The organism is Burkholderia sp. Ed8, from assembly GCF_040761425.1.
GTDB lineage: Bacteria > Pseudomonadota > Gammaproteobacteria > Burkholderiales > Burkholderiaceae > Burkholderia > Burkholderia seminalis.
Map to the genome: position 1 here is coordinate 2,768,290 of NZ_CP142886.1, position 13,751 is coordinate 2,782,040.

At 71.9% G+C, this 13,751-nt stretch carries 10 protein-coding genes; 8 read left to right on the forward strand and 2 right to left on the reverse strand.

The features are described 5' to 3' along the window. The 8 genes from bcsZ to VXM69_RS26680 are packed head-to-tail and all read left to right on the forward strand — an operon-like array spanning position 1 to position 12,355. Positions 1-1,230 (forward strand): cellulose synthase complex periplasmic endoglucanase BcsZ, encoded by a 1,230-nt coding sequence (gene bcsZ / locus VXM69_RS26645; protein WP_034186731.1) that lies wholly within the window; start codon positions 1-3, stop codon positions 1,228-1,230. After that, positions 1,215-5,123: a cellulose synthase subunit BcsC-related outer membrane protein gene (locus tag VXM69_RS26650; protein ID WP_226227155.1), complete on the forward strand. Its 3,909-nt coding sequence runs from the start codon at positions 1,215-1,217 to the stop codon at positions 5,121-5,123. The genes bcsZ and VXM69_RS26650 overlap by 16 nt, the downstream gene beginning before the upstream one ends. Positions 5,124-5,132: 9 nt before the next feature. Then, entirely contained in the window at positions 5,133-7,076 is a 1,944-nt protein-coding gene (gene bcsE / locus VXM69_RS26655) for a cellulose biosynthesis protein BcsE (protein WP_059557010.1), read from the forward strand. After that, positions 7,073-7,282, forward strand: a complete 210-nt coding sequence (locus VXM69_RS26660) for a hypothetical protein (protein WP_034186734.1) — start codon at positions 7,073-7,075, stop codon at positions 7,280-7,282. Before bcsE ends, VXM69_RS26660 begins: the two co-directional genes overlap by 4 nt. Continuing rightward, positions 7,279-8,058: a cellulose biosynthesis protein BcsQ gene (gene bcsQ / locus VXM69_RS26665; protein ID WP_059557009.1), complete on the forward strand. Its 780-nt coding sequence runs from the start codon at positions 7,279-7,281 to the stop codon at positions 8,056-8,058. The genes VXM69_RS26660 and bcsQ overlap by 4 nt, the downstream gene beginning before the upstream one ends. Further along, entirely contained in the window at positions 8,055-10,592 is a 2,538-nt protein-coding gene (bcsA, locus tag VXM69_RS26670) for a UDP-forming cellulose synthase catalytic subunit (RefSeq protein WP_301740707.1), read from the forward strand. Before bcsQ ends, bcsA begins: the two co-directional genes overlap by 4 nt. Before the next feature lie 27 nt (positions 10,593-10,619). Then, complete coding sequence (bcsG, locus tag VXM69_RS26675; protein ID WP_049031656.1) at positions 10,620-12,176, forward strand: cellulose biosynthesis protein BcsG; 1,557 nt, start codon at positions 10,620-10,622, stop codon at positions 12,174-12,176. Further along, on the forward strand, positions 12,158-12,355 hold the full coding sequence (locus tag VXM69_RS26680; RefSeq protein ID WP_034186737.1) for a hypothetical protein: 198 nt from the start codon (positions 12,158-12,160) through the stop codon (positions 12,353-12,355). The genes bcsG and VXM69_RS26680 overlap by 19 nt, the downstream gene beginning before the upstream one ends. A 64-nt stretch (positions 12,356-12,419) precedes the next feature. Here VXM69_RS26680 and VXM69_RS26685 read toward each other — a convergent pair whose 3' ends face one another. Both VXM69_RS26685 and VXM69_RS26690 read right to left on the reverse strand, forming a co-directional pair. Beyond that, complete coding sequence (locus tag VXM69_RS26685; RefSeq protein ID WP_034186738.1) at positions 12,420-13,304, reverse strand: pirin family protein; 885 nt, start codon at positions 13,302-13,304, stop codon at positions 12,420-12,422. A 34-nt stretch (positions 13,305-13,338) separates the two neighbouring features. Next, positions 13,339-13,731: an OsmC family protein gene (locus VXM69_RS26690; protein WP_034186739.1), complete on the reverse strand. Its 393-nt coding sequence runs from the start codon at positions 13,729-13,731 to the stop codon at positions 13,339-13,341. Positions 13,732-13,751 lie beyond the last annotated feature (20 nt).

The window sequence follows — 13,751 nt, forward strand, 5'->3', positions numbered from 1 at the left end:
ATGGCGCGGGCAATGACGAAGCGACGGGCAGCGCGGCCGGCGCGGCGTGTCGGCGCGACACTCGCGCTGGCGGTTGCGGTGACGTGCGCGGCGGCCGGCCTGGCCGCGCGGGCGCACGCGGCCGGGGGCGGCGCGACCGATGCGGCCAGCGCGGGATGCAGTGCGGCGTGGCCGCGCTGGGATGCGTTCAAGCGCGATTTCATCTCGGCCGACGGCCGCGTGATCGACGTCGGCTCGGCCGATTCGCGCACGGTGTCGGAGGGGCAGGCCTATGGACTTTTCTTCGCGCTGGTCGCGAACGACCGGCGCACGTTCGACACGATCCTCGCGTGGACCGAGAACAACCTCGCGCAGGGCGACCTGAGCGCGCATCTGCCCGCGTGGCTGTGGGGCCGCGCGCCCGACGGCGCGTGGCGCGTGCTCGACGCCAACGCGGCGTCGGACGCCGATCTGTGGATCGCGTACGCGCTCGTCGAGGCCGGCCGGCTGTGGCACGAGCGCAGCTATACGGCACGCGGCGCGCTGCTCGCGAAGCGCGTGCTCGACGACGAGACGGCGACCGTGCCGGGCCTCGGCCTCACGCTGCTGCCCGGGTCGACCGGGTTCAAGCTCGCCAACGGCCAGTTCCGCGTGAATCCGAGTTATTCGCCGCCGCAGGTGATCCGCGCGCTCGGCGCGCGCCTGCCCGACGACCGGCGCTGGGCCGCACTGGCATCCAGCACCGGGCGCGTGCTGCTCGACACGGCACCGAAGGGTTTCTCGCCGGACTGGGCGCTGTATCGCGCGGGCACGGGCTTCGGCCCCGATCCGCAGACGCACGCGGAGAGCGCGTACAACGCGATCCGCGTGTATTTGTGGGCCGGCATGCTCGACCGTGCCGATCCGCTCGCCGCGCCGCTGCTCGCACGCTTCGCGCCGTTCGCCGACCATATCGCCGCGCATGGCGCACCGCCGGAGAAGGTCGATACGACGACGGGCGTCGCGGGGCCGAACGACGGCAACGGCGGGTTTTCGGCGGCGGCCGTGCCGTTCCTCGATGCGCGCGGCCAGCACGCGCTTGCCGATGCGCAGGCGGCCCGCGTCGATACGCTCGCGCGGCAGTCGGCGCCCGGCTATTACACGAGCGTGCTGACGCTGTTCGGCCTCGGCTGGCGCGACGGCCGCTACCGGTTCGGCGCGGACGGCACGCTCGACACCCGCTGGGGAGGCCGCTCGTGCGCCGCCCGCTGAAACGCGCCGCGCCGCACGTCGCGGGATTCGCGTGGCTCGCGTCGTCGATGTGCGCGGCGGCGCCGGGCGCCGCATCCGGCACGGCGATGGCGAACCCCGCGGCGCCGGCGACTGCCGCGTCGGCCGACGCGCAGCGTCAACTCGACACCGCGCGGATGTGGGGCGTCAAGCATCGCGACGATCTCGCGCGCGATGCGCTGCGCAAGGGGCTGCTGATCGCGCCGGGCGATCCCGAGCTGCTGGCCGAACAGGTCCGCGTGCTGCTGCGGCTCGGCGACGCGAAAGGCGCGCAGGCGTCGCTGGCGCGCCTGCAGGCGCAGTCGCCGAATGCGCCCGCCACGCGGCGCGTGGCCGACGAATACCGTGTCGCGACGAGCGGGCGCGGCGAGATGGCGCAGATTCGCCTGCTCGCGCGCAGCGGCCGCGCCGACGAAGCCGCGCGGCGGATCGTCGCGCTGTTTCCGAACGGCGCGCCGTCGGGTGCGCTTGGCGCCGAGTATTACGAGATCCGCGCGAATGCGCCGGGTGGCCGCGAGTCGGCGCTTGCCGCGCTGCGCCGCAGGGTCGCGGCCGATCCGCAGGACACCAGCGCGGCCATGGCGCTGGCGCGGTTGCTGAACCAGCATGCCGATACGCGCGCGGAGGCCAACCGGATCGCCTGGTCACTCGCGAAGCGGGACGACGCCGACCATACCGAGGCGATGTCGCTGTGGCGCCGCGTGCTGCAGTCGGCCGGCGACGATCCCGCGTATCTCGACGCGCTGCATGCGTATCTCGCGCTCACGCCGGACGACACCGAATTCCGCGACCGTGCTGCCGGTCTCGACCGGCAGCGCGACGCGCAGCGCCGACTCGAACGCGACCCCGACTACATCGCGCAGCAGCGCGGGCTGCAGGCGCTCGCGCGCGGCGACCTGGCCGCGGCCGATCCGCTGCTGTCGCGGGCGGCGCGTGCGCGAGCGGACGACGCGGACGCGCTCGGCGGCCTCGGCCTGTTGCGCCTGCGCGAAGGGCGGCACGACGAAGCGCGCGCGCTGTTCACGCAGGCCGCGGCGCGCGCGACCGATCAACGCGGGAAATGGCAAGGCCTCGCACGCACCGCGCAGTTCTGGGGGCTGCTCGCGCAAGGCCGCGAAGCGGCCAACGCGGGGCGCCCGCAGGAGGCCGAACGCGCGGCGCGGGCGGCGCTCGCGATGCAGCCGGGCAGTCCGGACGCGAAGCTGCAGCTTGCCGATGCGTTGCTCGCGCAGCGCGACTGGGCGCACGCGGAGCCGTTGCTGCGTGAATTGCTGGCGGCACGTTCGCCGGCGCTGTCGGCCGTGCGCGGCACGGCCACGCTCTATGAAAACACCGGCCGCGCGGACCGGGTCGGCCCGCTGCTCGACGCGCTGCAAGGTCGCGTGACGGGCCGCGACGATCGCCGCGCGCTCGACGGCCTGCGGGCCGACCTGCTCGCGAACCAGGCGCGCGCATTGGCCGACAAGGGCGAACGCGGCCCGGCCGCGCAACGCTACGAGGCGGCCGTGCGTGCGGCGCCCGACGCGCCGTGGACGCGCTTCGCGCTCGCGCGCCTCTATCGCGACATGGGGTTGCCGCAGCTCGGCCGCACGGTGATGGACGACGGGCTCGCGCAGGGCGATACGCCGGAGATGCGCTACGCGATCGCGTTGTACCGCAATTCGCTCGACGATGTCGCGGGCGCGCAGGCCGCGCTGGCCCCGGTCGACGACGCGCACCGTTCGGACGGGATGCGCGCGCTCGCGCGCAAGCTCGATGCCGAACATGCGCTGGCCGACGCACGCGGTACGCTCGCGCGCGGCGACCGCGCGGCGTTCGCCGCGTCGCTCGCGCACGCGCAGGCGAGCGCGCCGGACGATCCCGACATGCTCGCCGCGATCGGCGCGCAGTGGATCGACGCGGGCGAACCCGAACGCGGCCTCGCGCTGCTGCACGACTGGATCGTCGCGCATCCGCGCGAAGCCGATGCCGACGTGCGGCTGCGTTACGGCGATCTGCTCGGCAGCGCGGGGCGTGACGACGCGCTCGCGGCGTGGCTCGACACGTTGCGGCGCGAAGCGTCGCTGACCCCGGCGCAGACCGCGCGGATCGAGGACCAGTCGCTGCGGCTCGTGCTGCGGCAGACCGACGAAGCGATCGCGCGGCAGGACTATGCACGGGCGCGCACGCTGCTCGATCGTGCGAGTCCGGCCGGCCGAGCGGACAAGCGTCACGCGCTCGAGCTGGCCGATCTCGAACGCGCGCAGGGCCATTACGGCGCCGCGCGCGACGCGCTCGCGCCGGTCGTCGCGCGCACGCCGGACGACGCCGATACGCAGCTCGCGCTCGCACGGATCGACGAGGACAGCGGCAACCGGGCCGCCGCGCTGGCGCGCGTCCAGGCCGTGCTCGCGCGTACGCCGGACGACGACGTCGACACGCAACTGTCGGCCGTGCGCCGCCTGAACGCGCTGCGCCGCCCGGACGAAGCCGCGCAGGTGACGGACCGGCTGCACGCCGCGTATCCGGCGCGCGCCGACGTGACGGTCGCGGCCGGGCGCGTGGCCGAGGCGCAGGGCCGCTACGACGACGCGGCGTCGCTGTACCGGCTGTCGCAGTCGCAGGAACGCGCGACGGGCGTGAGCCCGGGCCGCGACGGCCTGACGCCCGCGCGGGCCGCGTTCGCGGAGCTCGAACAGCGGCGCAATCCCGAAATCGAGACCGGCTGGACGCCCGCGTACAAGTCGGGCGACGAAGGCGTCTCGTCGTATCGCGCCCAGCAGGTGCCGATCTATCTGCAGATGCCGGTCCGCTACGACGGGCACGTGTTCGCGCAGATCGATACCGTGCATCTCGACCCGGGCACGCTCGATACGAGCGACCCGGATGCGTATGCGCTGAAGACGTTCGGCACCTACGCGGCGCTCAAGGCCCCGGGCGGACTGCCGCCGCCGTTCCAGACGAATCCGTCGGCCGCCGCGCTGCTCGCGAATCCGCCGGGTTCGCTGCACCAGTCGACGACGGGCGTCGCGCTCGGCGCCGGTTATCTGTCGGACGCATGGCGCTTCGACCTCGGCACGTCGCCGCTCGGCTTCCCCGTGCACTACCTCGTCGGCGGCGTGCGCTACCGCTTCGACGCGGGCCCGGCAAGCTTCAGCGTGAATGCGTCGCGGCGGCCGGAAACGAGCAGCGTGCTGTCGTATGCGGGGATGCGCGACCCATGGACGGGCGCGGTCTGGGGCGGCGTGCGCCGCGATGGCGTGAACCTGCGCGCGTCGGTCGACGTCGGCCGCACGAACCTGTTCGCGGAACTCGGCGCGGGCGTGCTGTCCGGCCGCAACGTCGAACGCAACGCGGAAGTCACGCTGCGCACCGGCTTCACGGTGCCCGTGTACGAACGCGCGACGATGAAGGTCAGCACCGGCCTCGTCGGCAATGCGTGGCACTACGCGCAGAACCTGCGCTACTACACGTACGGGCAGGGCGGCTACTACAGCCCGCAACGCTACCTGTCGCTCGGCGTGCCGATCGAATGGGCGGGGCGGTACGACGCGCTGTCGTGGGACCTGACCTTCACGGGCGGGATCTCGAACAGCTTCGAGAAGGATTCGCTGTACTACCCGACGTTCTCGGGTCAGCGGGCCGCGCAGGTCGCGGCCGGGTTCGTGTACGCGGGCAGCTCGACGCGCGGCGTGTCGTTCTCGTACGGCTTCAACGGCATCGCCGAGTACCGCGTGAACCCGCACCTGAGTGTCGGCGCGCAACTGCATGTCGACCGGTCGCACGACTACGCGCCGAGCTCGGCGCTCGTGTACCTGCGCTATGCGTTCGATGCGCGCGCGCAGCGCAGCTGGCTCGTCACGCCGACGCCGGTGCGGCTTTATTCGGATTACTAGGGGAACGTCGTGAATACGGAAATCGATGCCACCCGTCCCGCGCCCGGCGTTGCCGGTCTGCTGGGCCACCTGCGCGCGCTGCTGCGCATGGGGCCGGCCGGCGGCCGCGTCGGCACGCTGAGCCGGCTTGCGATCGACGGCCTGCCCGATGCATGGACGCAACTGGAGGCGGGGGGCCTGTACGCGATCTACGCGGCCGGCGGCACGCCGGCGTGCGATGCGCTTGTCTGGGAAAGCGCGCGGCAGGCACGCACGCGCGATGTGACGGTCGTGCTCGCGCGCGACGCGGCCCGCGTGGCCGACCAGATGGCATCGCTCGGCTTCGCGGGCGGCGTGCAGCCGGCCGGCTGGCCGCGCAACCTGAACGTGCTGGCGATGCCGCCGGCGGTCGAGGCGGCCGACGACGGTCTCGGCACCGGCGCGCCGCGCCGCGCGGCGCCGGGCCCGTTCGCGCGGCTGACCGGTGGCCTGCGCGCGATGCGGCGCTACGGTTTTCGCGCGCGTTCGCTGTATTTCGTGGAAGGCGCCCAGCGCTGGTTCAGCTGGGACGATCCGGTCGCGCTCGCGGATGAAGCCCGCGCACTGGCCGACTGGTGCCGTACGCACCGCCTCGCGCTCGTGCTGCTGCTCGACCCGGAGGCCGCGCGGGCGGGCGACGACGCGCGCACCGACGATGCGCCGCTCGTGCGCGATGCGGACCGCACGCCGCGCAGCGGCTTCCACGGTATCTGCTCGGGCGTCGCGCAGTTGCAGCGCACGCATGGCGAGCTGCTGTGGATCGTCGATTTCTGGCGCGTGGGCGACACGCTCGCGGCCGGTGAAGTGCGGCCGCTGCGCTTCGCGCCCGGCGGCAGGTTGTCCGCGAGCATCGACGGCGGCGCGACCGAACCGGCATACCGGATGAAGCTCGCGAGCGACGAGGACCGTGTCATCGTCAGCCGCGCGGTGCTCGACGGCACGAATCGCCTGCCCGCCGACTGGGAAATCGTCGAAGACAACGCGGCCGTCGTCGCGGCCTGCGCCCGTGCCCAAGCCGCGACCGCGGTGCTCGCGTTCCGCTCGCATGCGCAGCTCGAGGCGTTGTGCGCGGACGTGCATGCATTGCGCCGGCAATGCGGCGGCGCGCTGAAGATCGCGGTCGTCGAGCGCGGCGAAGTGCTGCGCCAGCAGTTCGAGATGCTCGTGCTGAGCGTCGGCGCGAACCGCGTGGTCGCGCGCGACTTGCCGGTCTCGCGGATGCAGGCGGCCGTGCACGCGCTGCGCGGCCAGCTCTACGCGCGGCCGGTCGCACCCGACTATCGCGCGGCGCTCGCGGCCGCGCTCGGCGATTCGGTGCTCGGCTATCTGCCGGTCGGCGCGTTCTGCCTGCGCATTCGCGCGGTGCTCGATCGCGGCGCCGTGCTCGCGCTCCCGCACACGCTCGCGAAGATCACGCTGCTGCCGGGCGTGTCGCACGTCGATGCGTTGCGGCACTGCCGCCCGCGCCGGGCGGGCGACGTCGTGACGGCCGATCCCGGGCATCTGTTCGTGTTCCTGTTCGCGTGCGAACCGGCCGACGCCGACGATGCGCTCGCGCGGATCTTCGACGTGCCGGTCGACACGCTGTCCGATCGCGTCGTATGCCTCGGAAAGGGCAGCATCGACACCGAGCTCGATGCGCTGAAAGCCGAGAACCGGCGCGCGCCGATCGCCGACTACAGCGACCTGTTCGCGGCAACGCAACCGGCCGGCAGCGCGAGTGCGCCGCCCGCGGATGCCGGTCCCGGCGAGACGCCCGCCGAGGCGAGCGAGGCGATCGATGCAATCGATGCGATCGTCGCGCTCGAGGCGATCGGCGCGCCGCCGGTGCCCGATGCCGTCGACGCACCGGCGCCGCATCCCGTCATTCCCGCCGCGCGTGCGCGCGGCGCTACCCGCAGCGCGATGCCGCTGCGCAAGCAGGAGCGCGCATGATTGCCGTACTCGTCATCGGTTTCATCGTCGGCATCGTGATCGCGGTGCCGGTGTGGATCATTGCGCAGCACCTCGGCGTCGGCCGCGGCTTTCAGGCGCCGCGCGGAATCGACCGGCGCGACGCCGTGCCGTGCGAGCTCGTGCCGGTCGCGCTGCGCGGCCGGTTGCTGCCCGGCGCCGAGGGCGGCGACAAGGCGGCCCGATGAAGACGATCGCCATTACGTCGACGACCGGCGGCGCGGGCCGCACGACGCTTGCCGCCGCACTTGCGGTGCTGCTCGCGCGCCGCGGCCGGCCGGTCGTCGCCGTCGAATTCGATGCGCAGAACCTGATGGGCGCGACGCTCGGCCTCGACACGCTGGCCGAACACGGCCTCGCGCAAAGCGTGCTCGGCGGCGCCGAACCGTGGCACGCGCACACGTGGCGCAATGCTGACGGCGTGCTGTTCGTGCCGTACGGGCAAGTCGATGCGGTCGACGCAGCCGCATGCGATGCGCGGCTCGCGGCGGATCCCGCATGGCTGTCGCGCGCACTGGACGAGATCGCGCTGCCGGCCGACGGCGTGGTGCTGGTCGACACCGCGCGCTATCCGTCGCCGCAGGCCGAGCAGGCGATTCGCCGCGCGGACCTGACGCTCGTCGTCGTGCCGCCGGAGCCGGCCGCTTGCGCGACGACGGCCGCGCGGCTCGGTGCGCTGCGGGCCGGCGCCGGTGAGCTGCAGATCGTCGTGAATCGGCTGAATCCGGCACGCGACATGCAGCGCGACGCGCTCGCGATGCTGCGCGCGGTCGCCGGGCCGGCGTCGATGCTCGAACAGCGGATCCACGTCGACGCGGCCGTGCCCGAGGCGCTCGCGCGCGGCAGCTGGATTTTCGACGACGCGCCGTATTCGCAGGCGTCGCACGACCTGAACGGCGTCGCGAACTGGGTCCATGCGTGGCTGACGGCCGTTGCCGCGGGCCGCACCGGAGCGGCGCGATGAAGCCCGCGCGCGCGCCGCGGTTGCGCACGCTCGGCCGCCGTGTGGCCGACTGGTGCGCGCGCGGCATCGGCCTGCCGGCCGAGCGCACGCTGGTCGACTGGCTCGTGCGGCTGTTTTTCCACGCACCGCCGCCGGGCCGGCCCGATCACGTGCGCCGCTGGGTGCGCATCGCGTTCCTGCGGCTCGCGCACGACTGGGGCGTGCTGCAGCCGTTGAGCCCGCGCGAATGGCTGTGGCGCGCGATCGTGCGTGCGCCGCGCGCGGTCGACGGCCGGCCCGCGCGCGATCCGCTCGCATGGTTCGACAAGACCGTCGTGCCCGCTTACGTGGCCGTCCGCGCGGTCGGCCGGCGCATCAACGCGCTGCTCGATCGTCTGCCGTGGGCACGCTGGGGCGGCTGGCTCGATGCGCGCGCGAACGGCGTCGGCCGGCGCGGCTGGCTCGCGCCGCTGCTGCTGGTGGCCGGCGCGGTGCTGTGGGCCGCGGCCGGGATGTCGCCGCTGATGCCCGGCGCGCAGTTCGCCTTCTTCGCGATCGTCGCGGTGCTGGCGCTCATGCTGCGCCGTCTGCCCGGCCATCTGCCGACGCTCGCGCTCGCATCGCTCGCGCTGCTCGCGACGGTGCGCTACGTGTGGTGGCGCACGACGCAGACGCTCGACTTCCGCAGCCCGGTCGAGGCCGTCGCCGGCTACCTGCTGTACGGCGCCGAAGCCTATACGTGGATGATCCTGCTGCTCGGCTTCGTGCAGACCGCGTGGCCGCTCGACCGGCCGATCGTGCCGCTGCCCGACGACCCCGACACCTGGCCGACCGTCGACGTCTATATCCCGACCTACAACGAGCCGCTGTCGGTCGTGAAGCCGACCGTGTTCGCCGCGCAGAGCATCGACTGGCCGACGGCGAAGCTGCGCGTGTACCTGCTCGACGACGGCCGGCGCCCCGAGTTCGCGGCGTTCGCGGCCGAGGCCGGCATCGACTACCTGACGCGCGACGACAACCGTCACGCGAAGGCCGGCAACATCAACCGCGCGCTGCCGAAGACGCACGGCGAATACATCGCGATCTTCGATTGCGATCACGTGCCGACGCGCTCGTTCCTGCAGACGACGATGGGCGTGTTCCTGCGCGACCCAAAGTGCGCGCTCGTGCAGACGCCGCACCATTTCTTCTCGCCCGATCCGTTCGAGCGCAACCTCGGCACGTTCCGCGAGATCCCGAACGAGGGCAACCTGTTCTACGGGCTCGTGCAGTCGGGCAACGACCTGTGGAACGCGACGTTCTTCTGCGGCTCGTGCGCGGTGCTCAAGCGCAGCGCGCTGGAGGAGGTCGGCGGCGTCGCGGTCGAGACCGTGACCGAGGATGCGCACACGGCGCTCAAGCTGCACCGCCGCGGCTACACGTCGGCGTACCTGCCCACCGTGCAGGCGGCCGGCCTCGCGACCGAAAGCCTCGCGGGCCACGTGAAGCAGCGCACGCGCTGGGCACGCGGGATGGCGCAGATCTTCCGCATCGACAACCCGTTCCTCGGGCGCGGGCTCGGCCTGATCCAGCGGATCTGCTACGGCAACGCGATGCTGCACTTCTTCTACGGGATTCCGCGGCTGGTGTTCCTGACGATCCCGCTCGCGTACCTGTTCTTCCACCTGTACTTCATCAACGCGTCGTCGCTCGCGCTCGCGAGCTACGTGATCCCGTACCTCGTGCTCGCGAACGTCGCGAACTCGCGGATGCAGGGGCGTTTCCGCCATTCGTTCTGGGCCGAGGTCTACGAATCGGTGCTCGCGTGGTACATCGCGCTGCCGACCACCGTCGCGTTCTTCAGCCCGAAGCACGGCAAGTTCAACGTGACCGACAAGGGCGGCAAGATCGACGAGGGCTACGTCGACTGGTCGACGTCGAAGCCGTATCTGGTGCTGTTCGGGCTGAACGTGCTCGCGATCCTGGCCGGCCTGTGGCGGCTGGCGGCCGACCAGGGCGACGAGGCGTCGACGATCCTGATCACGCTCGGCTGGACCGTGTACAACCTCGCGATGCTCGGCGCCGCGCTGGCCGTCGCGCGCGAGACCAAGCAGGTGCGCGTCACGCACCGGATCGCGATGCGCGTGCCAGCCATGCTGCTGCTGGCCGACGGGTCGACGGCCGCGTGCTTCACGAGCGACTACTCGACCGGCGGCCTCGGCCTCGAAGCCGTGCCGGGGCTGCCGCTCGCCGTCGGCGACACGCTGACGGTGTGCGTGACGCGCGGCGATCGGGCGTTTCCGTTCCCGGTGCGCGTGACCCGCGTGACGCCGACGCATGTCGGCGTGAGCTTCGAGGCACTGACGCTCGAACAGGAGCGCCAGCTCGTGCAGTGCACGTTCGGCCGCGCCGATGCGTGGCTCGACTGGCATGAAGGCGAGCGCCTCGACACGCCGCTCGGCGGGCTGAAGGAAGTGCTGCGGATCGGGCTGGACGGCTACGTGCGGATGTGGAAGGGCGCGGCGCGCGGCGTGCAGGCGATGCTGGCGCCGAAACTCGATCGGGCGCGCGACTGACGCGGCGCCCATCATGGAGTGGTTTAGATGACGTTCTGGAATCTGTATTTCATCCTGAAGTTCGCGCTGTTCGCGACCGGGCACCTGCAGCCGTTCTGGCTCGCGAACCTCGCGTTCGCGGTGGCGCTCGCGGCGAGCGCGCCGATCCGGCGGCGCGCGTGGCGCATCGTGCGGCAGATCGCGGCGATCGCGATCGCGGTGCCGCTGCTCGCGCGCGAGATGCACGCGCCGCCGCTCGCGCGCCTCGTCGATGCCGCGCGCGAAGTGAGCACGTTCCGTTTCGACTACTGGATGGAACTGCTGCCGCGCCTGCTGCCGCCGTTGCTGGTGCTGACGGTCGCCGGCGCGCTGATCGTCTATTTCATCGTGAACCGCTGGCTGCGCGTCGCGACGTTCGTGCTGGCCGTGCTGATCGCGATGCCGCTGTGGCAGGCCGGCAGCGGGCTGATGGCGCGCGTCGTCGCGCCGGCCCCGCAGCAGGCGAACGCGACGGGCGCCACGCGCGCCGACCAGCCCGAGGATCACAACGCGGCGCTGGCGACGTTCCGCGCCCAGGAGTCGCAGCGGCAGGTGGCGTTCGGCCATCTCGGCCAGGATCCGGCCACGCAGTTCGACGTGATCGTGCTGCACATCTGCTCGCTGTCGTGGGACGATCTCGATGCGGCGAAGGTGCGCAACCATCCGATGCTGAGCCACTTCGACTACCTGTTCACGAACTTCAGCACGGCCGCGAGCTACAGCGGCCCGGCGGCGATCCGCGTGCTGCGCGCGAGCTGCGGGCAGGAGGCGCACGCGGACCTGTACAAGCCCGCGCCGCAGCAGTGCTACCTGTTCTCGCAACTGGCGCGCGCCGGCTACTCGGTGCAGTCGCTGCTGAACCACGACGGCCATTTCGACAACTTCCTGCAGGTGATTCACGACAACATCGGCGTGGCCGATGCGCCGATGATCTCGAACGCGGCCGCGCCCGTCGCGATGCACGCGTTCGACGGCTCGCCGATCAAGGAGGACTATTCGACGCTCGCGAACTGGTACGCGCAGCGCGCGTCGGTGCCGGGGCCCGTCGCGCTGTACTACAACACGATCAGCCTGCATGACGGCAACCGTGTCGTCGGCAGCGCGCTGACGAGCATCGACTCGTATCCGCAGCGCGCGACGAAGCTGATGACCGACTTCGACCGGCTCGCCGACCTGATCGCGCAATCGGGCCGCCGCGCGGTGATCGTGTTCGTGCCCGAGCACGGCGCCGCGCTGCGCGGCGACGAGAATCAGATTGCAGGCCTGCGCGAAATCCCGACGCCGCGCATCGTGCACGGCCCGGTCGGCGTGCGGCTCGTCGGTTTCGCCGGCAACCATGGGGCAACGACCGTGATCGACCAGCCGACCAGCTTCCTCGCGCTCGCGCAGTTGCTGTCGAACCTGGTGTCGAACAGCCCGTTCAAGCCGGGCACGACGCTCGCGCAATACGCGGCGGACCTGCCGCGCACGCGCATGGTCGGCGAAAACGAGGGCACGGTGACGATGCAGACGGCCGCGGGTTACGCGGTGAAAACTCCGGACGGCGTATGGATCGACGAACACTAATCCTTCCCGGCGACGGCGACGACGATCGCCTGTCGCAACCCAACGACGTGATCGGTCTGTCGCGGCACCTGCCCGCGCTCGATCCCGAACGGTATGTCGACGAGCAGGCGCGGCGCGCGTTCGTCGAATCGCTCGATCGCTGGCCGACGCTGGCGAAGCTGATGGGATTGAAGCCGTGAAACGCAAGACGGCCGGCGTGGGTGCCGGCCGTCGCTTCCTCTCAGGCGGTCCTGCCGATCCTGCCTATTGCGCCTTGCGCGCCGGCTGGCGCGTCCATTCGTGTTCCTCGCCCGGCACCTTGCCGAAGGTTTGATCGGCCCATGCCGCGCGGGCCGCATCGATCTTCGCGCGCGCGCTCGAGACGAAATTCCATTCGATGAAACGCTCGCCCGGCAGGTGCGCACCGCCGAGCAGCATCACGCGCGCGCCGTTCGCGCTCGCGAGCGCGACGGTCGCGCCCGGTTCGAGCACGGCCATCGTCGCCGCGGCGAGCGGCGTGCCGTCGACAGTGAGATCGCCGTCGACGAGATAGACGCCGCGCTCGTCATGCTCCGCATCGAGCGCGAGCCGGCCGCCCGGCGTGAATTCCGCGTACGCATAAAGCGTCGGCGAGAATACGGCGACCGGCGACGCCAGCCCGAACGCGGTGCCCGCGATCACGCGCACGTTCGCGCCGTCGCGCGTGAACGACGGCAGCGTGTCGGCCGCGTGGTGCACGAACGCGGGCGCGGTGTCTTCATGTTCGACCGGCAGCGCGACCCAGGTCTGGATCCCGTGGACCGGCTGCTCGCGCGGCCGATCCTCGTCGGGCGAGCGTTCCGAATGCACGATGCCGCGACCGGCCGTCATCCAGTTCACGTCGCCCGGCACGATCTTTTGCCGGAAGCCGAGGCTGTCGTGATGCATCAGCGAGCCGTCGAACAGGTAGGTGACCGTCGCGAGCCCGATGTGCGGATGCGGCAGTACGTCGATGCCGCGGCCGGCCGGCAGCACGGCCGGGCCCATTTCGTCGAAGAAGATGAACGGGCCGACGAGGCGCGCGGCGCGCGCGGGCAGCACGCGGCGCACGACGAGGTTGCCGATGTCGCTTTCGCGCGGCGTGAGCAGGGTCTTGATCGAGGCGGACATGGTGGGGGAGGCTCGTGGTCGGTGCGACAGGCGATCAGGCGATCGCCGTGTCGATCGTGATCGGGTGCGTGAGGATCTTGTGGACCGGGCACGCGTTCGCGATCTGCAGCAGGCGGTCGCGCTGCTCGTCGGTCAGGTCGCCGTCGAGCGTGATGCGGCGCACGATCGTGCTGCCCGCGCCGCCCGATTCGTGCGCGAGCTTCACGTGCACTTCGGCGAGCGGCCAGCCCTTGCGTTGCGCGTACATCTTCAGCGTGATCGCGGTGCACGCGCCGAGGCTCGACAACAGCAGCGCGACGGGTGTCGGCGCCGCGTCGCCGCCGCCGAGCGCAGCCGGTTCGTCGGCACGCCACTGATGGACGCCATCGCTGAAGTGGACGAGGTAATCGACCGAGCCGATGCTCGCTTCGACGGACAGTTCGCTCATTGCAGTTCCAGGTGGGGAAA